This window comes from Polynucleobacter antarcticus (assembly GCF_013307245.1).
GTDB lineage: Bacteria > Pseudomonadota > Gammaproteobacteria > Burkholderiales > Burkholderiaceae > Polynucleobacter > Polynucleobacter antarcticus.
The window spans coordinates 1,120,787-1,142,465 of the sequence record NZ_CP028941.1 but is presented as its reverse complement, the minus strand read 5'-3'; the positions used below and the strand labels follow the sequence as shown (position 1 = coordinate 1,142,465).

Annotated in this window: 24 protein-coding genes, 2 tRNA genes and 1 riboswitch; of the genes, 9 read left to right on the top strand and 17 right to left on the bottom strand. The window is 45.0% G+C overall.

The window, feature by feature from the left end; all coding sequences use genetic code 11:
• From DCO16_RS05975 to DCO16_RS05955, 5 genes are all read left to right on the top strand, one after another.
• Positions 1–297, top strand: a complete 297-nt coding sequence (locus DCO16_RS05975) for a hypothetical protein (protein ID WP_173942806.1) — start codon at positions 1–3, stop codon at positions 295–297.
• A 61-nt stretch (positions 298–358) separates the two neighbouring features.
• Positions 359–820 (top strand): Smr/MutS family protein, encoded by a 462-nt coding sequence (locus tag DCO16_RS05970; protein WP_173942805.1) that lies wholly within the window; start codon positions 359–361, stop codon positions 818–820.
• A 52-nt stretch (positions 821–872) separates the two neighbouring features.
• Positions 873–1,211: an ElaB/YgaM/YqjD family protein gene (locus tag DCO16_RS05965; protein WP_173942804.1), complete on the top strand. Its 339-nt coding sequence runs from the start codon at positions 873–875 to the stop codon at positions 1,209–1,211.
• A 6-nt stretch (positions 1,212–1,217) separates the two neighbouring features.
• Positions 1,218–1,586, top strand: coding sequence for a phage holin family protein (locus DCO16_RS05960; RefSeq protein ID WP_173942803.1), 369 nt, complete (start codon positions 1,218–1,220; stop codon positions 1,584–1,586).
• Positions 1,583–1,864 carry a YqjK family protein gene (locus DCO16_RS05955; RefSeq protein ID WP_173942802.1) on the top strand — a complete coding sequence of 94 codons (282 nt, stop codon included), beginning with the start codon at positions 1,583–1,585 and terminating at the stop codon, positions 1,862–1,864. Before DCO16_RS05960 ends, DCO16_RS05955 begins: the two co-directional genes overlap by 4 nt.
• A gap of 43 nt (positions 1,865–1,907) precedes the next feature.
• Here the strand turns inward: DCO16_RS05955 and DCO16_RS05950 are convergent, their stop codons facing one another.
• Positions 1,908–2,426: an adenine phosphoribosyltransferase gene (locus DCO16_RS05950; RefSeq protein WP_173942801.1), complete on the bottom strand. Its 519-nt coding sequence runs from the start codon at positions 2,424–2,426 to the stop codon at positions 1,908–1,910.
• 11 nt (positions 2,427–2,437) lie between these two features.
• Between DCO16_RS05950 and DCO16_RS05945 the strand changes: the two genes are divergently transcribed.
• Together DCO16_RS05945 and DCO16_RS05940 are read left to right on the top strand one after the other, a co-directional pair.
• Positions 2,438–2,995: a phosphorylase family protein gene (locus DCO16_RS05945; RefSeq protein ID WP_173942800.1), complete on the top strand. Its 558-nt coding sequence runs from the start codon at positions 2,438–2,440 to the stop codon at positions 2,993–2,995.
• 1 nt (position 2,996) lies between these two features.
• Positions 2,997–4,715: an AMP-binding protein gene (locus DCO16_RS05940; RefSeq protein WP_173942799.1), complete on the top strand. Its 1,719-nt coding sequence runs from the start codon at positions 2,997–2,999 to the stop codon at positions 4,713–4,715.
• A 19-nt stretch (positions 4,716–4,734) separates the two neighbouring features.
• Here the strand turns inward: DCO16_RS05940 and DCO16_RS05935 are convergent, their stop codons facing one another.
• The 4 genes from DCO16_RS05935 to DCO16_RS05920 form a co-directional block, all read right to left on the bottom strand.
• Entirely contained in the window at positions 4,735–5,583 is an 849-nt protein-coding gene (locus DCO16_RS05935; RefSeq protein WP_254597998.1) for a transporter, read from the bottom strand.
• Positions 5,584–5,646: 63 nt separating this feature from the next.
• Positions 5,647–6,177, bottom strand: coding sequence for a hypothetical protein (locus DCO16_RS05930; protein WP_173942797.1), 531 nt, complete (start codon positions 6,175–6,177; stop codon positions 5,647–5,649).
• Positions 6,170–7,426: a peptidase U32 family protein gene (locus DCO16_RS05925; RefSeq protein ID WP_173942796.1), complete on the bottom strand. Its 1,257-nt coding sequence runs from the start codon at positions 7,424–7,426 to the stop codon at positions 6,170–6,172. The genes DCO16_RS05930 and DCO16_RS05925 overlap by 8 nt, the downstream gene beginning before the upstream one ends.
• Positions 7,427–7,464: 38 nt before the next feature.
• Entirely contained in the window at positions 7,465–8,334 is an 870-nt protein-coding gene (locus DCO16_RS05920) for a fumarylacetoacetate hydrolase family protein (protein ID WP_173942795.1), read from the bottom strand.
• 200 nt (positions 8,335–8,534) lie between these two features.
• Between DCO16_RS05920 and DCO16_RS05915 the strand changes: the two genes are divergently transcribed.
• Positions 8,535–10,193, top strand: a complete 1,659-nt coding sequence (locus DCO16_RS05915; protein WP_173942794.1) for a thiamine pyrophosphate-dependent enzyme — start codon at positions 8,535–8,537, stop codon at positions 10,191–10,193.
• A gap of 96 nt (positions 10,194–10,289) precedes the next feature.
• On the opposite strand, the gene DCO16_RS05910 is transcribed toward DCO16_RS05915, so the two are convergent.
• Entirely contained in the window at positions 10,290–11,267 is a 978-nt protein-coding gene (locus DCO16_RS05910) for a tripartite tricarboxylate transporter substrate binding protein (protein WP_254598122.1), read from the bottom strand.
• Positions 11,268–11,568: 301 nt separating this feature from the next.
• Positions 11,569–11,644 (bottom strand) — tRNA-Asn (locus DCO16_RS05905).
• Positions 11,645–11,665: 21 nt separating this feature from the next.
• On the opposite strand from DCO16_RS05905, the gene thiD reads away from it, so the two are divergent.
• Positions 11,666–12,550, top strand: a complete 885-nt coding sequence (gene thiD / locus DCO16_RS05900; protein WP_173942793.1) for a bifunctional hydroxymethylpyrimidine kinase/phosphomethylpyrimidine kinase — start codon at positions 11,666–11,668, stop codon at positions 12,548–12,550.
• Between the two features lie 14 nt (positions 12,551–12,564).
• On the opposite strand, the gene DCO16_RS05895 is transcribed toward thiD, so the two are convergent.
• The 10 genes from DCO16_RS05895 to DCO16_RS05850 all read right to left on the bottom strand — a co-directional run bounded on the left by DCO16_RS05895 (position 12,565) and on the right by DCO16_RS05850 (position 21,671).
• Complete coding sequence (locus DCO16_RS05895; RefSeq protein ID WP_254597997.1) at positions 12,565–13,521, bottom strand: thiamine phosphate synthase; 957 nt, start codon at positions 13,519–13,521, stop codon at positions 12,565–12,567.
• A complete protein-coding gene (locus DCO16_RS05890) occupies positions 13,506–14,324 on the bottom strand; it encodes a thiazole synthase (RefSeq protein WP_173942792.1) in 819 nt (272 codons plus the stop codon). The genes DCO16_RS05895 and DCO16_RS05890 overlap by 16 nt, the downstream gene beginning before the upstream one ends.
• A gap of 21 nt (positions 14,325–14,345) precedes the next feature.
• Complete coding sequence (gene thiS, locus DCO16_RS05885) at positions 14,346–14,543, bottom strand: sulfur carrier protein ThiS (RefSeq protein WP_173942791.1); 198 nt, start codon at positions 14,541–14,543, stop codon at positions 14,346–14,348.
• Complete coding sequence (locus tag DCO16_RS05880) at positions 14,534–15,706, bottom strand: FAD-dependent oxidoreductase (RefSeq protein ID WP_173942790.1); 1,173 nt, start codon at positions 15,704–15,706, stop codon at positions 14,534–14,536. Before DCO16_RS05880 ends, thiS begins: the two co-directional genes overlap by 10 nt.
• Before the next feature lie 22 nt (positions 15,707–15,728).
• Positions 15,729–17,675, bottom strand: coding sequence for a phosphomethylpyrimidine synthase ThiC (thiC, locus tag DCO16_RS05875; RefSeq protein ID WP_254597996.1), 1,947 nt, complete (start codon positions 17,673–17,675; stop codon positions 15,729–15,731).
• Positions 17,676–17,715: 40 nt separating this feature from the next.
• Positions 17,716–17,820, bottom strand: a riboswitch (TPP riboswitch).
• A 64-nt stretch (positions 17,821–17,884) separates the two neighbouring features.
• Positions 17,885–18,724 (bottom strand): NUDIX hydrolase, encoded by an 840-nt coding sequence (locus DCO16_RS05870; RefSeq protein WP_173942789.1) that lies wholly within the window; start codon positions 18,722–18,724, stop codon positions 17,885–17,887.
• Positions 18,725–18,934: 210 nt separating this feature from the next.
• Positions 18,935–19,009: transfer RNA gene (locus DCO16_RS05865), tRNA-Arg, on the bottom strand.
• Positions 19,010–19,063: 54 nt separating this feature from the next.
• Positions 19,064–19,204: a hypothetical protein gene (locus DCO16_RS05860; protein WP_173942788.1), complete on the bottom strand. Its 141-nt coding sequence runs from the start codon at positions 19,202–19,204 to the stop codon at positions 19,064–19,066.
• A 9-nt stretch (positions 19,205–19,213) separates the two neighbouring features.
• On the bottom strand, positions 19,214–20,446 hold the full coding sequence (locus DCO16_RS05855) for an MFS transporter (RefSeq protein WP_173942787.1): 1,233 nt from the start codon (positions 20,444–20,446) through the stop codon (positions 19,214–19,216).
• Between the two features lie 4 nt (positions 20,447–20,450).
• Positions 20,451–21,671 carry a CaiB/BaiF CoA transferase family protein gene (locus DCO16_RS05850; RefSeq protein ID WP_173942786.1) on the bottom strand — a complete coding sequence of 407 codons (1,221 nt, stop codon included), beginning with the start codon at positions 21,669–21,671 and terminating at the stop codon, positions 20,451–20,453.
• Positions 21,672–21,679 lie beyond the last annotated feature (8 nt).

The window sequence follows — 21,679 nt, the reverse complement described above, 5'->3', positions numbered from 1 at the left end:
ATGAAAAAGACGCTACTGGCAGTGATATCTATCTCTGTAGCCGCATTTGCTTATGCAAGCAGTGCATCCGATTCTCCTGCACTACTAAGTCAACAATGCAAAATTTCTGCAGAAGCGGTTTCTACATTAAAAGAATTGCGCTACGGCAATACCGTTATCCGTAAAGACGTATCGGGTTTGATCAACGTGAGCTTAAAAGTACAAGAGAATAAAGACGCTGCTCAGGAAACACTTAATCGTATGGTGGATGATCGCGTCATTACGACTGCAGGCTTAGAGGCAAAGTATTGTTCATAGTTTATCTGCGTCATGCCTTAATCAGAGAGGTATTTTTCCTCAGAAAAGCTGAGGATGATCAATGACACTCTCTTTTGAGTGCCAAGAGTGCGGCAATCCAAGAGGAATGTCCGAGGAATGCTGTCATTGCGGCAGCGTAGGTTTGCCTACAGTCTTGAACGACACCATGGTTTTAAATTTAAAGCATGATGGACCAACGGTAGAGGAGGCTTTAGATCGATTAACCATAGCACTTCGGCGAGCCTCAGAAGTTGGGATTAAGGCTATTATCTTGATTCATGGATATGGCGCCAGTGGAGCAGGCGGCAAAATTAAATGGGCTGTTCATGATGCCCTAGAGAATAATTATTTCTCAGATCGCGTAGATGAGTATCATTTTGGTGAGCAAACAGCATTTGGGAGCGAGGCCTATCACACGCTTTTGCGAAGAAAACCCAGCTTAAAAAGTCATCTTAAGCACTTTAAAATAGGGAATGCGGGTATGACTATATTAATTCTAGGCACACAGACTAGAACTACTTAAAATAGAATCATATCTTCATCATCCATGCATTAATGACTTCATAGGAGTGCGTATGACTGCAAAAAAATCAAGCGCTGTAGATCATTTGGGAGCAAGCCCTAGCGCTGATGATCTCATGAACAATTTTAAGACTCTGATGGCTGATGCCGAGGCGCTGATCAAAGCGACTGCTCATGATGAAGAGGGGCCTTTAAGCTCTATTCGTTCAAAAGCAATGGCTTCTTTATCAAGCGCGAAGGAGAATATCTCGGCGATAGAGGGTTCGGTAATAGATAAAGCTAAAGAGGCTGCTGCTGGCACCGATGATTTTGTGCATCGTAATCCCTGGGAGGCGGTGGGTGTTGCTGCTGGCTTGGGTTTGTTGATTGGCCTTTTTATTGGAAGACGTTAGGTTTTTATGTCAGAAAATCTTTTATCTTCCTTGAAGAATTTAGTCTCTACGAGTGCCTCGATAGCGCAGACACGTTTAGAGCTACTCTCAGTTGATGTTCAGATTGCGCGAAGTAAGTTTCTAAGTCTATTGGTGATGATCGCCTTTACCTTATTCTTTTTATTTTTCGGGCTGGTGATGCTGGCACTGCTGATTGTGATTTATAGCTGGGAAAGCGATCGTATGCTGGCGTTAAGCCTTCTTACGGCTGGATTTATTTCTGTAGGTTTGATATTAGCCGCTGTAGTTTTACGATCCCTAAAGAATATGCCGAGTTTATTTGAGGCAACTATTGCTGAGTTAGCTAAAGATCGACAGGAGTTAAGCAAGCGATGAGTCAAACACTAGGGGAATTAGAGGCTCGTAAACATGCCTTGCAGGCGAGGGCCGCTCAAGAGCGCGCTGATATTGCCTTACACTTTGAGCCACTAGAAAAGCCCTTGTCATGGGCTGATAAAGGTATGGATGCGGTCCATTTTCTTAAAGGAAACCCCATATTGTGGACAAGTGCATTTGCTGTGCTGGCCCACTACAAACCTAAGCTCGCCAGTAAGGCATTGGCGGTCGGTTGGGGTGCTATGAAATTACTGAAAAGCGCCAAGAGTTTGATTTAAATGAAGGCTGCTTGCTTACTTAACTACTTAACTAGTTAGCTACTTAAGCAATTAAGACCGTTTTATTCACAATCCCTGTATCCGTAAGTAGCTGACCGCCATTCAGTCCGAAAATCTCCAGCAAGGTAAGTGCACCAGCTACCTTAAAACCTGCTTTTTCTAATAATTTGCTTGCGGCAACAATAGTCCCACCAGTTGCCAACACATCATCTACGATCAATACGCGCGATCCTAATGGAAGGCTTGATTGCGCAATTTCCAGGGCATCTGATCCGTATTCCAAGCCATAGGACTCTCTATGACTCGCTAAGGGTAGCTTGTTAGGCTTTCTGGCTAGTGCAAAACCCTTATGGGTATGGTGAGCTAGGGCAGCACCAAAAATAAAGCCACGGGATTCAATGCCCAGAATATGGGTATAGTTAAATTCTTCCGCGAGTCTTTCTAGTCGAAGGATAGCCTCCTGAAAGGCGGTAGGATTTGCCAAAAGAGGGGATATATCCCTAAACAAAATACCGGGTTTAGGAAAGTCAGGGACTCCGGGTAGATAATCTAATAAATTCATTATTCGCCAATATGAAAATAGACCTTCTTATTATCACCGCACTCGAGTCTGAGCTCAGGCGTGAGGTTTTGCCACCAGGAATGAATATCGTGTATTCCGGAGTTGGCAAGATAAATGCTGCGCTTACTAGCTTTGCAGCAATGCAAGAGTTTCAGCCCAAATTAGTAGTCAACTTTGGTACGGCAGGTAAAGTGAATACCAGTTTAAGCGGCTTACTAGAAATTACTAAGGTGATTCAGCGCGATATGCTTGCCGAGCCCTTGACTGTAAGAGGCCGGATCCCCTTTTGCTCACGCCCACATGAATACTATGCACTTAGTGGTAAATATATTTGTGGTTCTGGGGATAGCTTTGTTACGGCGCATGATCCATGGCTAGTCGAGCAGGGGGTTGATGTAGTGGATATGGAGCTTTTCGCTATTGCAGCAAGTGCTCATCAGTTAAATATTCCGTGGCAGTCATTTAAATATATTACCGATGATGCCAATGAACATGCTGGTAATGATTGGCAAGAAAAAGTACATCATGGCCAAGCATTATTTTTAAGTCAATTAAAAGGTCTACTTTAATATGGCAGATACAATAAATACAAAGTCCCCTTGGTTAAAAAATTATCTAGATGGCGTCCCTGCTGAGATTAACTTGGGTGATTACACATCCTTGTTGGAGATAGTAGACGAGTCATTTAACCAATATCCGGACCATCTTGCCTTAGAATTTATGGGCAAGTCCATGACTTATCGCCAGCTTGATATTCTGTCAAAAAACTTCGCTGCTTATTTGCAAACGCTCAAGCTCGATTCTGGAGCGCGTGTTGCTATTATGTTTCCGAATGTGCCGCAATATCTGATTGCTATGCTGGGTACATTACGAGCAGGCTATATCGTGGTGAATGTCAACCCGCTGTATACGTCTCGTGAGTTAGAACATCAATTACGTGATAGCGGTGCAAGTGTGCTGGTGATCTTAGAAAATTTTGCGCATGTCTATCAATCTATAGCAGATCAATCTATCTTAAAAGAGGTCATTGTTGGTAGTCTAGGAGAGACTCTGGGTGCTAAGGGTTTGATTGTTAATGTAGTAGTGCGGCATATTAAAAAGCTTGTACCAAAATGGAATTTTCCTCACATCCGATTTAATGCGGCTCTCAAAATTGGGCGGCAACATCCCTACGTGAAACCAGAATTGACTTTGGATGACGTAGCTTTTCTGCAATATACGGGTGGAACAACAGGTGTTTCAAAGGGCGCAGTACTGCTTCATAAAAATATACTCGCCAATATTATTCAAATTGAACACTGGCTTGATCCTGTATTTCAGCATCGCCATTTAAATCAGAAGGTAAGCGAACAAGCTAAATCAGAGCAAAAGCAACTGGTCTTTTTATGCGCCTTACCGATGACCCATATTTTTGCGCTTACCGCTTGTGCTCTACTGGGTATGCGCAAAGGCGGACTTCTATTACTGGTGCCTAACCCGAGAGACATCACCGGATTTATTCAATTTTTGATGAAGCATCCGAATATCAATATTTTTCCTGGTGTTAATACGCTGTTTCATGCACTAATTCATCGCCCTGAATTTTCGAAAGTAAAACTACCCCATCTCTTGGTTACTATTGGTGGCGGAATGGCAGTACAAAAGAAAACAGCCGATCTTTGGCAGAAATTGATGGGTGTTCCTATTGCACAAGGCTATGGGCTATCAGAGACCTCCCCAGTAGTCTGTGTCAATACGCCCTTAATCACACAATTTACCGGATCGATTGGTATGCCCGTCCCTAGTACGGATGTCATCATTTTGGATGAAGAGGGTATTGAGGTGCCATTTGGTGAAACGGGAGAGATCTGCATTAAGGGCCCCCAAGTCATGGCAGGGTACTGGAATAGACCGGATGAGACGCAGCAATCTATGACTGCCGATGGTTATTTTAAATCGGGTGATATTGGCACCATGAGTGCTCAGGGTGAAGTCCATATTGTGGATCGCAAGAAAGATATGATTATCGTTGCGGGCTTTAAGGTTTTCCCCAATGAAATCGAGGAAGTGATTGCCTCCATGCCAGGTGTAAGAGAGTGTGCCGTGATTGGCTCTCCGCATCGCAAGCTAGGGGAGATTGTGAAAGTCTTTATTGTGAAAGATGATCCAGATCTGACGCAAGCCCAGGTTATGCTTTATTGCAAGCAGCAAATGACTAGCTATAAGCGCCCTAGAAAAGTCGCGTTTGTAGATGAGATGCCAAAATCCAATGTCGGGAAAATATTACGTCGGTATTTAAGGGATTTATAGTGCTTACTGTTTGAATTTCCTACAGACCACCCCCAAAGCGATACTGCCAAGAAAGACCAAATAAGTCATAACTATTATTGGTTCTTGAGTACGCACCAGTGCTTGCTGAAAGTCGAATTGAATTCTGTCTGTTTACTGGGTAAGACAGAGTATTACCAAAGCGCCAATTTTCTTGGCTGCTACTAATCGGACTACTATTTAAATAGGACTGCCCACCGATAAAGTAAGTTGCATCTGCTGATATCCAAGCAGTATTTTGGAAATAATAAATTGCGTGAGTTTGTGTTGAATACACTGGGTTTTGAGAGAGGGTATTACCTCCTGAAAAATTACTATTGCTGGTGTAAAAAATACCTGTACCAGCTAGCTCAAATCTCCATGAACCTACTGCCTTAGAGGCACCAATGCCCGGTTGTACGAACCACCGATTGGCCCCTACATTGAGTATTTGATTGTCATCATATTTCCCCCAAGGTACAGAGGCGGCCAAACTTGCGCCAATAATAAGATCTTGTTGATAGTTCTTAAATTGATCTAGGCTAAGTGCCGGTGCACCATAGAGATTAATGGATGCTTTAATTATGGGATCTGATAAGCCTTCTGTACTGGCATTGACCGTTTGCCCGCCTAATTTACTCGTTCCAGTCAACTGTCCATATGGCAGAACCAAAGTGATCTTGCCAGATTGGCTGCCCGCAGCAAAAACATGCGTCAAGCTAACCACCTCGCTAGTCAGTTTGTAATTACCGCTCTTGGCCTGTACGACACCTGCGCTGACAAAGTTAATTCCAATAGGGGCATTGGAGTAGGTGCGAGCCTCAATTTCTTGAGCAAAAATAGCGTGAGAATATATAGAGCTAAAAATCAAAAACCCATAACAAAAAATTATCTGTATATGGGCCTTAGGAATTCTCATCTGAATGATTGAGCTCTATTTTTTAGGAGACCCAAACAGCATATCGTGAGTTGCCTCATCACCTAGCGATAGTTTTAAGCCAGAAAAAATGAGGCAAGGCCAAACAATCAACCAATAAATGATACTCTGGGCAGCTAATTTCATGGGGTTTAAATCGAAAAAGTGTAATAAAGCCGGAACAAATGCATGTCCATGAATGAGCGCCTTTACGCCTTCCTCTAGCGCAGATAGAATCAACACTACAACCAAATAAAATAGCGATGCACCAATTAATGAGCCAATAATCCCATGCTCTTTATTTAATTGGATCGGAAACATGGCTTGCCCAAGGAGCATGAACTTAGCGCACAGTGCAGCTTTCAGCAGAGCAAAGCCAAACATAGTGATCAAAATAGGATTTTGGTGTAATAAAGCTGCCCCTAAAAATGAAATTGCACAAAACCATACGCCAAAATACGCCGTCAGAAATAGTGCTTTTTTTGCTTCGTCTTTAATCTTTATTTCTAAAGATGTGGATGCTTGCTTGTGCTGTCTATCTTTAAACATAGCGTGCAATAAAGGCGTGTTTTCCTTTAATCGGAAATTTAATCCACACTATATGACCAGAGCCTGGCGCTACTTCAATAGGCTCGCCAGCCAGATTCCACATAGCATCTAAAGTGAAGTTTTGATTACCTTCAGGTTCAATCACTTCCAACTGATCCCCTAAGGAAAAATGATTTTTCACATCCACTTTGATCCTTCCTGATACTGAATCTACTTCTAGCGTGTCGCCTACATACAAGCTTCTACCTGATAAAGAATGACCTCTCATATAGAGTTGGTATTCCTTATCATGATGGCGCTCATAAAATCCATCGGTATAGCCGCGATTGGCAAGGCCTTCTAAGTTACCAATTAAAGAGGTATTCATAGGGCGACCAGCAACCGCATCATCAATCGCGGTGCGATAAGCTTGGCAGGTGCGAGATACATAGTAGGGTGATTTAGTGCGGCCTTCGATCTTAAAAGAATCTACACCCATTGCAGTGAGTCTTTCAATATGCTCAATTGCACGTAAATCTTTCGAGTTCATGATGTAGGTTCCATGTTCATCTTCCTCCATAGGCATTAAGTCATCTGGCCTACGCGCTTCTTGGAGCAGCACAACATCACCACTGGAATTTTCTTCAGCTGGTTTTACCTTGTAATCCCAGCGACAAGCGTTGGTGCAAGCCCCTTGGTTAGGGTCGCGATGCGACATATAGCCTGATAGCAAACATCTGCCTGAGTACGCAATACATAAAGCGCCATGGACAAATACTTCGAGCTCCATTTCAGGACAATCTTGGCGTACTTCTTCGATTTCATCAAAAGACAGTTCACGCGACAAAATTACTCTACCGATACCCACGGAGCGCCAAAATTTTGCAGAAGCGCCATTAACGGTATTGGCTTGAACTGATAAATGAATGGGCATATCGGGCCAGGCTTCTCTTGCCATCATAATTAAGCCCGGATCAGACATGATGAGGGCATCTGGTTTGAGATCGACGACGGGAGACATATCTTTGATATAAGTGCGTGTCTTTGCGCCATGCGGTAATAAATTGGATACAAGGTAAAACTTCTTACCCAAAGTGTGAGCCGTATCAATGCCTTCTTGCAGAACTTCGATCTTGCCAAAATCATTATTGCGAACCCGTAAGGAGTAACGGGGCTGTCCAGCATAAATAGCATCGGCGCCAAAATCAAAGGCAGTACGAAGCATCGTGAGGCTACCAGCAGGGGCAAGGAGTTCTGGGATCTTAGTCATGAGGTTATTTTAGTCTTGAAGATGCGGATGTACAGAGCTTATTCATCCGCTATTGAGTTCCTGAGTGTGCCAATCGATTCGATTTCAATTTCACAAATATCACCTGGCTTCATAAATACAGGAGGTGTTCTTGCATAGCCTACACCAGCAGGGGTTCCAGTGATGACGAGATCGCCAGGCTCTAAAGTCATGCATTCAGAAATCAATACTATCGTTTCTGCAACCCCCCATAGAAAGTCTTTGGTATTCGCGTTTTGCATGATGTGACCATTTAAGCGCGATTGGATATTCAAGCCATGGCATCCAGGGGGTAACTCATCTGGGGTCACTAGGTAGGGGCCAAATGCACCAGTCTGATCAAAATTCTTACCAATAGTCCATTGCGTTGTTTTGCGCTGATAGTCTCTAATGCTGCCATCATTAAAAATGCTGTAACCAGCAACGCATTGCAGGGCATTATCAAGTGTGGCGTGGCGTATACGCTTTCCCACTACAAATGCTAATTCTGCTTCGTAATCTAGTTTATCGGAAACCTTGGGGCGAATAATGGGGCTGGCATGGGCAGTGAGTGAGCTAGGCACCCGCATAAAGAAGCTCGGATATTCTGGTCTAGCATTTCCACCTTCTTTTGCATGGTCTGCATAATTTAAGCCCATACACACAATTTTCCCAGGTTTCTCGATAGGAGGTTTATAAGAGATATCTTCTAAGTGACCCTTTATTGAGTCGAGTTTAGATAGTGCAGCAGAAGCTCTATTCATGAGATCTGAAGACTGGATGATGCTGAGCAAGTTATTAGGTATTTTTGAATCGGTGCTGCATAAATCTACAAATTGAGAAGCATTGTTTTTAATGAGTGCGCCAATGCCACTTTGGCCATGGGTATTTTCAAAGCTAAATAGTCTCATGTCATTCTTTTGTTAGATATTTATAGCTTGCCAGTATAGGTGAACTAGGGGCTATTTTATTGCTAGAGGGGTTCTGATAAGGAGCCATTAGAGTCTGTAATTGAGTAAAAATACGAATTATCCTGTTGGCTTATAAAAATGTAATAATTTTCAATACTCTAGCCTTGTATTTAATGACTAATAAGAAAGTAGATAAGAGCATGGGGACTACAAATGAATTGCTCAATGGTGGCCAAATTTTGGCCAATGCGCTGGTTAGGCAGGGTGCTCAAATTAGTTTTGGTGTACCGGGCGAAAGCTTTTTGCCGCTATTAAATGGTCTAGTTGATCATCCGCAGTTTCAGTTTATTACCTGTCGTCATGAAGGCGGTGCTGCGTATATGGCTGAAGCCTACGCCAAGTTAACTGGCAAGCCGGGCATAGTCATGGTAACTCGTGGACCTGGCGCCTCTAACGCCATGATTGGCATGCATACCGCCTATCAAGACTCGACGCCCATGGTGCTCTTAGTCGGTCAGGTAGGTACGGATATGGTCGAGCGTGAAGCTTTTCAGGAGATTGACTACCGCCGAATGTATTCCGAGTGCGCAAAATGGGTGGGCAGTATTGATCGGGTAGATCGTATTGAAGAATTCGTTTCCCATGCATTTCATGTGGCGCAGGCTGGACGTAAAGGACCCGTTGTACTCGCCTTGCCCGAAGATGTGTTGTACATGATGGGGCAAGAGTATCCAGTTCAGGCAGCACATATTGTTCAGCCTGGTTTAGATCTCACCTTATTTTCAGAAGCGATGAATGCTTTTTCAGCTGCTAAGCATCCGATGATCATCGCTGGCGGTGGTAACTGGAATCAATCAGCCTGCGCTGACTTAAAGGCATGGGCAAACCGAGAAGGCTTACCGATTGCAACTAGCTTTCGCTCCCAAGATGTCATCGATAACCTTGACCTTTGTTTTGCTGGTGATCTCGGCATTGGTGCAAATCCTGCCTTGATTAAACGCATTCAAGCGGCTGATGTTCTATTAGTTATTGGAGAGCGCCTAAGTGAAATGACAACGGCGGGCTACACCATTCTGACGCCGCCAACACTGACGGCTAAACTCATTCATGTCCTTTCTGGCCCAGAAGAATTAGGTCGCGTTTACCGACCTGACTTTGCTATTAACTGTAGTCCAGATCACTTTTGCAGCGCTTTATCTTCAATCAAGATGGCTACGTCATATGATCGCCAAGCTATGGCAATGGCGCACGCAGAGTATCTGAATTTTTCCACGCCAGTTTCGGTTCTAGGGGAGTTGCAATTGGCCCAGATTATGGGCTCATTAAAAGATCTGATTCCACGTAATGCCATTGTGACTAATGGTGCTGGAAACTTTGCCACCTGGGTCCATCGCTTCTATCCTTACGGTGATTTTAAGACCCAGCTTGCACCAGCTAATGGTTCAATGGGTTACGGCCTGCCTGCTGCGATTGCTGCAAAAATCGTGAGCCCCGATAAGGTGGTGATTGCTGTTTGTGGGGATGGTGACTTTATGATGAACTGCCAGGAGTTAGCGACAGCAGCCCGTTATGGGGCGTATCCCATCATCTTGTTGGTTAACAATAGTATGCTGGGAACGATTCGCATGCATCAAGAGCGTGAATTTAAGTCTCGCGTAATTGCAACGGAGTTAACTAATCCAGACTTTATAAAGTTTGCGGATAGCTTTGGTATGCCAGGCTTTCGAGTGACCAAGACAGCAGATTTTGCTGCTGCTTTTTCTGCTGCATTAGCGAGTCAAAAGGGTGCACTGATTGAATTGGTGCAAGATCCTGAAGTGATCTCCCCAAGCAAGTTACTTTCTCAGCTCGGCAAGTGAAGTACTTACTAGAAAATCACCCAATTCTTGATTTTAGCAATGTAAAAAAGGGAGCAGTACAGATTTACTAGCTCCCTCTTTTGCAATGACTGTTGATTAATCAACCTTTGCGCCAGAGTCCTTTACTACCTTAGTCCATTTGGTGATTTCATTTTTAATGAAGGTCGCAAATTGTGCTGGTGTATTTCCAACTGGCTGCGCGCCCATCGCTAAATACTTTTCCTTCACAGAAGAGCTGTTAATAGCCGCCATTAAGGCAACACTGTCTTTGTTCAGAACGTCTGCCGGCATATTGGCAGGACCAACTACTCCAAACCAAGACGTTGCTTCATACCCTGGTAAATTGGCTGCTTCAGCAATAGTTGGTAAATCTGGAAATGCAGGTGAGCGCTTAGCACTCGTAACCGCTAAAGCTTTGAGTCGGCCTGTGCGAATAAAGTTAATGGAAGATGGCAGGTTATCAAACATGATGTCGACATTACCGGCTATGAGGTCTGTGACGGCAGGTGGACTGCCTCTATAAGGTAAGTGCACCATATAGGTTTTAGTCATTGACTTAAAAAGTTCTCCTGCCATATGAATAGATGTGCCATTACCGCTTGATGCCATATTCACCTTGCCTGGGTTTGCTCTGGCATAAGCGATTAAGTCATTCACAGAATTAATTTTATTTTTAGCAGCAAACTCAGGGTTTAAAACCAAAACATTGGGCAGTTCTGCGACTAAGGAAATCGGCGTAAAGTCCTTAATTGGGTCAAACGGAAGTTTGCCGCCACCCTGGGTATAAAGGGGAAGGTTGATACCATGAGTGCCAACAGAAGCCATCAGCCAGGTGTAGCCATCAGCCGGTGCTTTAGAAACAATTTCTGCGCCAATATTGCCGCCAGCTCCTGGCTTATTGTCAATTAATACGTTCCATTTGAGGGTTGTAAGCAGTTCAATTTGGAGAGGACGGGCGATATTATCAGTTGCGCCGCCAGGTGGAAATGGCACTACCAAACGAATCGGTTTATTTGGATAGTCTGATTGAGCTATCGCAATCGACATGCTTCCAATAAGCATTGTGAATACCATTACAAGCAATTGCATTACTCGTGCAGCAATACTAAGCGAGTTACTTTGACTCATTTTTGATCCCCAGTAGATGAACAATATTTAGCTATTATTATTTTTTATATATTCATGACTTAAGCATAAAAATACAATGGGGAATGACCCTTATAAGGAGGGCTGTCAAAGTTCTATATTTTATAAATAGTGAATGTAAGCTCAACTACAGGGTGTCTTGGGCTACCTTCGAAGCCTGCCTGTGCGGATTGAAGGCTAAATTAAAAAGGGTTTAAAAGCACATCTGCCTTTAAACCCTTCGCTAATTTGGCTCCTCGACCTGGGCTCGAACCAGGGACCTACGGATTAACAGTCCGGCGCTCTACCAACTGAGCTATCGAGGAATAAGCCGATATTATAGCAAGATGAAATCATCTTCCCCATCTTCTATACAGATCCCTAGAGTCTTGACTATCGCTGGTTCAGATAGTGGTGGTGGTGCAGGTTTACAGGCAGACCTCAAGGTGATTACGGCCCTTGGCGGCTATGGGATGTCCGTGATTACTGCTATTACTGCTCAAAATACCTTGGGGGTCAGCCGTATTCAGGACGTAGATCTTGATGTAGTTGAAGCTCAAATAGATGCCGTATTTTTAGATATTGGTGTCGATATTGTCAAAATCGGGATGTTGGCTAGTCCCGAGATTGTTCGCACGGTAGCTTCTGCTTTAAAGCGGCATGGTGCCAAAAGAATTGTCTTAGACCCCGTCTTAAGGGCAACCTCTGGGGCAAGCTTGGGTGGTGACGACACCGCACAGGCAATGATGGCGGATTTGTTTCCGATGGCCAGCATCATTACTCCTAATTTAGAGGAAACCTCCTTACTTTTAGGGCGCGAGATTGTGAGCGTGGCAGACTTTAATCAAGCAGCACACGAACTCTTAGATATGGGCCCTCAAGCAGTATTGATAAAAGGAGGGCATCTAGATTCAAGCCATACTCAGCTGACCGATTTTTTAATGTGGCGCACGATTGAAGATGGCCTAGAAGTAATTCAGTCAAAAGAGTTTAAGCATTATCGAGTCAATACTATGAACACCCATGGCACGGGCTGCTCTTTATCATCTGCTATTGCTACGTATTTAGCTGGAGGTCATGATTTGGGGCATTCAGTTGCCAAGGCGATTTCGTATGTAGAGGCGGGCTTAGAAGCGGGTCGATTCTTAAGTATTGGTGAGGGCCCAGGACCCTTATGGCATATGCATGATTTCTATCCAAGCGCATTGCCAGCAGAAGAGGGTAAGTATTAAATCTGCTCTCTGATTTAGGTTTTCATTAACTCTTGAAGTCTTTTGACTGCAGCCTTTGGATCACTTGATCCGCTAATGGCTCTGACTACAGCTACGGAACCTACACCACTTTGTGCCACCGCATGAATACTGCTCTCATCAATACCGCCGATAGCGACTAAGGGGTAGTGATCCATGAGTTGTGTATATTTATATAAACGACCTAAACCTTGTGGTGCAGTTTCCATTTGTTTTAGTTGTGTCGGAAATACAGCCCCCATAGCAATATAGCTTGGACAAAAACGATCCGCATAAACCATTTCTGCATAGCCATGGGTACTTAAGCCCAAGCGCAGACCGGCTGCCCGAATAGCCTCTAAGTCTGCTAATTCCATATCTTCTTGACCTAGATGGACACCATAAGCACCCGCTTCAATGGCCTCTTGCCAAAAATCATTAATAAAGAGCAAGGTGTTGCTACCTGCAGCTGCCTCGACTGATTGAGCGATCTGTTTTTTAATCTCACCGTAATTTTTGGGATCTGTTGGTTTAAAGCGTAATTGCACTGTAGGAAGTTCAGCCTCGACCATTCGTTTTACCCAGTCGGCATCAGGCATGATCGCGTAGAGACCTAAGTGCTTTGGACACTCCAAAAAAGCTTCGGGGTTCATGCTACGAGTCCATGGCAGTAGATCAAAATGCTCTGGCCGCGAAGGCCAATGTGAGGGATTGAATCCACCATCCTGATGAGCCATACGAGACCATGCCTTACCTAAAACCTTGGCATCTCTTTCAATAAAGCCCATCTGAATAGCTGCAATCGTTGCGGCTAGTTCATAGTGATCACTGGCATGCTCGTTATCAATTTTTGGCGGAGGAGAGATGATGCTATAGCTGGGTATAGGTAAACACAGATCATCTTTGCTATGAGCAGCAATAATTTGATCAGCAAGATCCCGAACTAAACTCATTGAACTTAACTTTGATGCCAAAACGGAGTGCCTACTAGTGGCGTGCTGGCCTGCGCAGAAGATTGTGCTTGCATGGCTCCTGAGAGATAGGCGGTGCGACCTGCTTCTACCGACATAGCAAAGGCTTTAGCCATTGCTACTGGATCATCTGCCAACGCCACTGCAGTATTGAGTAGGACACCATCAAAGCCCCACTCCATCACAGTGCAGGCATGGGAAGGTAAGCCTAGTCCAGCATCTACTAATAGGGGTACTTTAAGGCGGTCACGTAGTAATTGCATAGCATAGGGATTGAGTGGTCCTTGTCCAGTACCAATGGGTGCTGCCCATGGCATTACTGCTTGGCATCCGACATCCACCAAGCGTTGACATAAAATCAGATCTTCTGTGCAGTATGGCAGGACCTTAAAGCCATCTTTAATTAAGGTTTCTGCAGTGGCAACAAGTCTCAGGGTATCTGGTTGTAAGGTGTAATCATCCCCAATCAGTTCTAATTTAATCCAGTCTGTCTCAAAAACTTCGCGCGCCATTTGGGCAGTAGTAATCACTTCCTGTGGGCTGTGACAGCCAGCAGTATTCGGTAAGACCGGAACAGCCATCTTTTTAAGCAGATCCCAAAATCCAGAATGGGCCTCAGCTGTAGAGGTCCCTTGTCTACGCAAGCTCACCGTAATCATCCCAGGATTGGCAATCTGCACCGCATTCTCTAAAACCTGAGGAGAGGGGTAGCGTGATGTCCCAAGCAATAATCTACTGGCAAAGCTTTCGCCATAAAGCTCAAGCGTATCGGTGCGGCGTAAGGTATTAGGAAGTGGAGCAGTCATATAAATAAATATTTGCCGGCATTAACCGCCGGTGACGGGAGCGATGACCTCAAGCTGGTCACCCTCATTTAGAAGATGATGAGCATGCATCGTCTTTGGAACAAATTGCAGATTCACTGCAACAGCATAGGGTATCTTTGCTTCGATCAGTGAAAGCACATCACTAATCGAACTCTTTTCAGCAACCTGTTGTTCAATTTGATTCACGATTACACGCATGAGACTACCTTGGCATCTTTGCCTTGTGTTTCTTTTGGAGCAGCGCCTGAATGTATCGATAGCCCTAGCTCAAGCGCAGTGTTACTGTTGCCAGTACTCAAGATTTCTAATGCGCAATCCATAATGGCAGGAGAAATCATATAACCATGGCGATATAAGCCGTTGATCATCATGAGGTGAGGGCTATCAGATTTTTTATTAATCGTGATTTCAGGTAAGTTGTCTTTGAGCGTAGGGCGACATTGCGTTGCCATTTCCAGAATACGCGCCTCAGCAAAACCACTATGGACGGTATAGACGGCACTGAGTAGTTCCATCGCAGAGCGAACACTCATCGGTGACATATCTTCAGATTCAATCTCCGTAGCACCCACCACATAGACATCATCTTCTTTTGGAGCAATGTAAATGGGATAGCGCGGATGAATCAAGCGCGTAGGGCGACGTAACTTCACTTCAGGTGCATGTAAGCGAATCACTTCGCCACGCACTCCTCGTAAATCCCTTGCATCTTTGAGGGACTGCCAATTCGCTTTTGCTCCCAAGCCCCGACAGTCCAGTACCCAGTCATATTCTTTATGGTCTTGACGAAGTTTCTCAGGCTCAATCGCTTGATGCCAACGACAGTCGACTTTCATGAGAGTAAGCTCAACGAGCAAGGCTTCTAGTAATTGACGATTATCGAGTTGCCCTTCATTCGGTAAAAAGAGTCCTTGCGAAAATCGTTCTGCAACACTTGGCTCAATATTTTGAAGAGCATGGCTATCAAGTTTTTGCGGTGCTACTAGCAATCGGTTATTGCGACTATTGCGTTCAAGGTGTGTAACGAATCGCTCTGCATCGCTAGCATCTTGCCGATGCCACAAAATGAGCGTGCCATCTTGCTGAAAAAATACCGGCTTAGCTAGCTCATTAATAATCTGTTGCCAACGCGGCAAGCTATGAATACCCATTCTTACTACGTTATCTTCGGTAATAGCAGATTCTGCGAGCGGGGCCAGCATGGCAGCAGCAACACGAGCAGCTGAGTCTAAAGCCTCAGGCCCCCCTTTTTCAAATAGGGTTACTTGGGCTCCGCGTTTAGCAAGCGCAACCGCTAGTAGCCGACCTATGAGGCCGGCACCAACGATGGCGTATTTGCTGTTAGCGAAAGTACTGCTCATGATCTACCGTTTTTCTAAAGGCTTACTGGTAAATCTCACTACCGCGCTTACGAAACTCAGCAGACATTTCTTCCATACCTTTTTCAGCTTCCGTTGCTTGTACAGTGTCCGCCACAATCGGAATCACTTTAGCAACCTTAGGATTGCCATCTGCATCTAAGGTTGCTGCGTAATCTCGTACTTCTTGTGTGATCTTCATAGAGCAGAACTTCGGACCGCACATAGAGCAAAAGTGTGCAACCTTGGCTCCTTCAGCCGGTAAGGTAGCGTCATGATATTCACGAGCGCGCTCAGGGTCTAAGCCTAGATTGAACTGATCTTCCCAGCGGAACTCAAAACGCGCTTTAGATAAAGCGTTATCTCGTAATTGAGCACCTGGTAAGCCTTTAGCAAGATCAGCACCGTGAGCAGCAATCTTATAAGTGATGATGCCAGTACGAACATCTTCTTTATCTGGCAAACCTAAATGCTCTTTGGGAGTGACATAGCAAAGCATGGCTGTACCGTACCAGCCAATTTGTGCTGCACCAATACCACTGGTGATGTGATCATAGCCAGGTGCAATATCAGTGATCAATGGTCCGAGGGTATAGAACGGCGCCTCAAGACAATGCTTTAACTCTTCTGTCATGTTCTCTTCAATGCGCTGCATCGGGACATGGCCAGGGCCTTCAATCATGACTTGCACATCATGTTTCCAAGCTTTAGCAGTGAGTTCACCTAGGGTATGCAACTCGCCGAACTGAGCAGCGTCATTAGAGTCTGCAATACAGCCTGGACGTAAGCCATCACCTAGACTAAATGACACGTCATAGGCTTTCATGAGTTCGCAAATTTCATCAAACTTGGTATAGAGGAAGTTCTCTTTATGGTGGGCTAAGCACCATTTCGCCATGATGGAGCCACCACGAGAAACAATGCCTGTAATTCGATCGGCGGTCAGAGGTACATAGCGCAACAGTACCCCAGCATGAATCGTGAAGTAATCAACGCCTTGCTCTGCTTGCTCAACCAAGGTATCGCGGAACATTTCCCAAGTCAGATCTTCAGCAACGCCGCCGGTCTTATCTAAAGCTTGATAGATAGGAACGGTACCAATCGGTACAGGTGAGTTACGAATAATCCACTCACGGGTTTCATGAATATGTTTACCGGTAGACAGATCCATGATGGTGTCTGCACCCCAACGAATGGACCAGACCATTTTTTCAACTTCTTCATTGATCGATGAAGTTACAGCAGAATTTCCCAGGTTGCCGTTAATCTTGACACGGAAGTTGCGACCAATAATCATTGGCTCGAGTTCTGGGTGGTTAATATTGGCTGGAATAATCGCGCGACCTGCAGCGATTTCAGAGCGAACAAATTCACCAGTGACGAGCTCTGGCAAATTAGCGCCATAACTCTTGCCAGGATGCTGCTTTAGTAATTGCTTATATTCAGGGTTTTTTCTTAACTGATCCAGACCCATAGATTCACGTAGAGCGACGTATTCCATTTCTGGAGTGATGATGCCTTTGCGGGCATAGTACATCTGACTCACATTGCTCCCAGATTTAGCAACGCGGGGCGCACCGATATGGGCAAAGCGTAAGTGGGCTGTTTCTTTATCGAGGGCACGGGCTACGCCGTATTCGGAAGATGGGCCTGCTAACTGTTCAGTGTCATTGCGCTCATCAATCCAGTTTTTACGGAGTAAAGGTAAACCTTTTTCAAGATTGATCACAATCTCTGGATCACTGTAAGGGCCTGAGGTGTCATAGACCGGAACTGGTGGATTAGGAACCATTTCCTCACCAACTCGAGTAGAGAGTTGCTCAATCATGCGAATGGGCGCTTTGATATCCGGGCGAGACCCCTCTAAATAGGTTTTAGTGGATGCGGGATAGGCAAACTTTTGCCCAAAATCACGCTCCAAACTTTTTAAACTTGGAATCTCATGCTTTGCTTTTTTATTGGTATCGCTCATGCCCATCTCCTGATTGTGATTAGATGGACGAAACCGGGTGACGGTCTGATGGAAAACTCCCCACGCCAGCATTACCTGGATCGGGTTATAGGGTCTTTCTCAGCGCCTCTAGCAAAAAAACCAGTGGGCACCCCTGTTTCATCCTTAAGCTTTATTTAACCACGAATCCCACTTTTACAGGAGAGGCAGCGTTAACTAAATAAGTCAATTTAGCGGTAATTTGAGCTTCTTAAAATAAAGTCCGCCGTTACAAAGGCGGCATCACTCGTGAATTCATCGGCCAAAATACGTGCTGCAGCCTCTGAATGGCTGATTTCAATAAATCCACTCACTTCACCATCGTGATTAGTGGGAATGAAGTTCTCAGCTAGCTCCAAATCATAAATAAAGAGCTGTTCGTCATGAAAGCCGCCTTGAGGGGTGGGGCGGCGCATATGAATTCGCCCTGCAGGGGATATTTGCTCAGAAATTTGACTGGGAACACCGGCTTCTTCCCATAATTCCCTGCGTGCATTGACCCAAGGGGTCTCATCGGCCTCAATGCCACCGGCGGCGATGTTATCTAGGCGTCCAGGATCGGTCTTTTTGGTATCGCTACGGCGCCCAAGCCAGATATTGCCCGTTTTGGTGAATCCGTTAATGTGGGTTGCTCGGCTTTGCAGTCCCAAAGTCCTGAACGCAGCACGTTCTAAACGAAAGCATGCATGTCCATTTTGATCGATCCAAGCAAAGTCCTCATTGCGCCATCCTGGAATAAACCCACCTTGGCGTAGTTCCTCAGCTAACTGACGCAGGCTGTCAGAAATAGCAGCAGGCGATCCTTTTTGAATAGTCAAGCGCTCATGCGCAATTTCAAGAAGCGCAATAGATTTTTTACTTAAGGATGCTTGTAAAAAGAGGACGTATTCAGGATTGATGTGGCCAATAACCTGAGCTGCTTCAATCCCGTTTGCAAAATATATGGGCATGAGGTCTGGCGGTGCTGGTCTAGCAGTATTTTGGAGAAGCTCCTCTAAAGCAGCTAGGGTACTAACAGAAAGTGTGTGCATCTAGGAAGTTTAAGGGATCGTCAGAAAATGGTGAAAATTTCTAGAAAGAGTTGATAACAAACTTGCAATGTCAATCATTTTTTACTGGAATTTTTATCAGAATACCCTGCTTATTATTTAGGCAACTAAGGTCACTCTATACAAATCTACGACTTACGAAAACTTTTCAGGATTTATCCACATAAGCTGTGGATAAGTTTTATTCCATTCTGGTCCCGCCGACAGGAATCGAACCTGTATCCCACGCTTAGGAGGCATGTGCACTATCCATTGTGCTACGGCGAGAAAATAATTTAACGCTACTAATCTGAAACGCATTATCCATGGCTTGTTGAATGATTACCATCCACATAAAGCCCATACTTGATTGGTTAATGCCACCATCGTGTCAGGAGCAAAGTAGGCAGTAAAAACCAAAGCCAAAATAAAAAGCGCCAGAGGGTAGAGGATAACTTTAAGCATGACATTCTGTTTCTGCATATAGAGTTCCTAAGCGGCTATGGTGCGATGCAGTGCACGCTCTTTTACAGGTAGGTTCACCAGAAAAGCAAAGACACCTAAACCAATCGCAATATTCCACATAATGGTGTAAGAACCAGTGAGATCAAATAGATAGCCACCTAAATAGGCGCCGCAAAAACTGCCTAGCTGGTGCGAGAAAAAAACTAATCCGGACAACATCGATAGATATTTCACCCCAAAAATCTGCGCCACAATGGCGTTGGTAAGTGGAATAGTTGATAGCCAAAGAAAGCCCATGATAGAGGCGAAGAGGTAGGTAGTTGTTGGGCTTAAGGGTAGCCATATGAAAGCAATAATGGCAATAGATCTAGCCAAATAGATGCCTGATAGCAGGTAGCGCTTAGGGTAGCGTTGGCCTAGGATGCCAGCACTATAGGTTCCAAAAATATTAAAGAGCCCAATCAAAGCCAGTGCAGTAGTTGCCACAACAGGCGCACCTACTGCTGGGTATGTAGTAGAAAGATCTTTGAGGTAGGGCGCTAGATGTACAGCAATAAAAACTACTTGGAATCCACACACAAAATAACCGAGTGTGAGAAAACGAAAGCTCGGGTTTCGAGTCGCTTCCGTTAGCGCTTCTTTGATCGTTTGATTACTACCTTGATGATGTTGACCATTATTAGGTTCACGCAACATAAATGCAATCGGGATCATTAAGCTTGCCATGATGGCTAGCATCAGTAATGCATCATTCGCACCGAAGTGACTTAATAAACCTTGCTCAACCGGAATCATGAGAAATTGCCCAAATGATCCAGCTGCTGCAGCAATTCCCATAGCCCAAACTCGTTTTTCTGCAATTACATTGCGACCAAGAATTCCATAGATCACGCTATAGGTAGTTGCCGTTTGTGCAAGACCGATGAGTAAGCCGCCAGCAATTGAAAAGTTTAAGGCATCTGTTGAGATTGCCATGCCGGCTAAACCGAGTGCATAAAGTACGCCACCGGCCACCATAATTTTTAATGCCCCATAGCGATCAGCTAAGGCACCCGTGATAGGCTGAAAGATTCCCCAGATCAGGTTTTGCAGTGCAATCGTTAGTGCAAATGTTTCACGTCCCCAGCCGTTGGCAAAGGTAATGGGAAGATTGAAGAGGCCAAATCCATGACGAATACCCATGGATAAGGTGACCATCAGCCCGCCAAATATGAGTACTTGCTTTAGCGATAGAGTGTGATTGTTCTGCGCTATGGACATCGTATTAAACGATGCCTTTGGTATGCAAGGTATTGATGGCAGCGCTATCCAGATTTAAGCGTTCTCGCAAAATTTCATCCGTATGTTGGCCCAGCGTTGGGGGTGCAAGCCGAACCTCTACCGGCGTTTCTGAGAGGTGCATGGGGCTAGCAACCAGCTTCATGTTGCCGGCAGTGGGATGAGGTACATTGATTTGAACGCCCCGTGCCTTAACCTGTTCATTATCAAAGACTTCTTGGAAATTATTGATCGGGCCACAAGGTACTTTGGCAGCTTCTAGCAGATCAATCCATTCGGCTTTGGTTTTCTGACGGGTCATGGCTTCCAAAATAGGCACCAAGGCCTTTCTTTGTTCTACTCGCAAAGGATTGGTCAGGTAGAGGGGGTTGCTAGCAAGATGTGCTTCCCCTCCAGCAGTGACAAAATGCTTGAATTGCCCATCATTACCTACTCCTACAATCATCCACCCATCTGAGGTGGGGAAGGTTTGGTAGGGAACAATAATGGGGGAAGCATTACCCCAACGGCGCGGGACCTGATCGGAGCATAAATAGGCGCTTGAGACGTTGGCCATTACTGCGATTTGGGTATCGAGGAGGGCCATATCAATATATTGGCCTTGACCCGTGCGATCGCGGTGTACTACAGCCGCCAAAATAGCCGTACTGGCATACATACCGGTAAAAATATCAGCAATGGCAACCCCGGCCTTTTGAGGGCTGGCGCCCGGAAAATCATCGGATTCTCCGGTAACGCTCATAAAACCACCCATTCCTTGGATGATGAAATCATAGCCTGGACGATGTGCGTAGGGACCATTTTGGCCAAAACCCGTAATAGAGCAGTAAATCAGATCGCTTTTGAGCTCTTTAAGACTTTGGTAATCAAGCCCGTACTTGGCTAAATCACCCACTTTGTAGTTCTCAATCACCACATCCGACTCTTTTGCTAGCTGGCGAATGATCTCTTGACCCTCAGGTTTACTGATATCCACCGTGATCGAGCGTTTATTGCGATTAATGCAGATGAAATAGGCCGATTCTGCTGTGTCATTGCCTTTTGGGTCTTTTGCAAAGGGAGGCCCCCAGTGGCGGGTATCGTCTCCGGCGCCAGGTCGTTCCACTTTAATCACATCGGCGCCTAAATCAGCCAGATTTTGGGCGCACCATGGGCCCGCCAGAACACGACTGAGATCTAAAACACGAATATGACTTAAAGCACCCATCCCTCAAT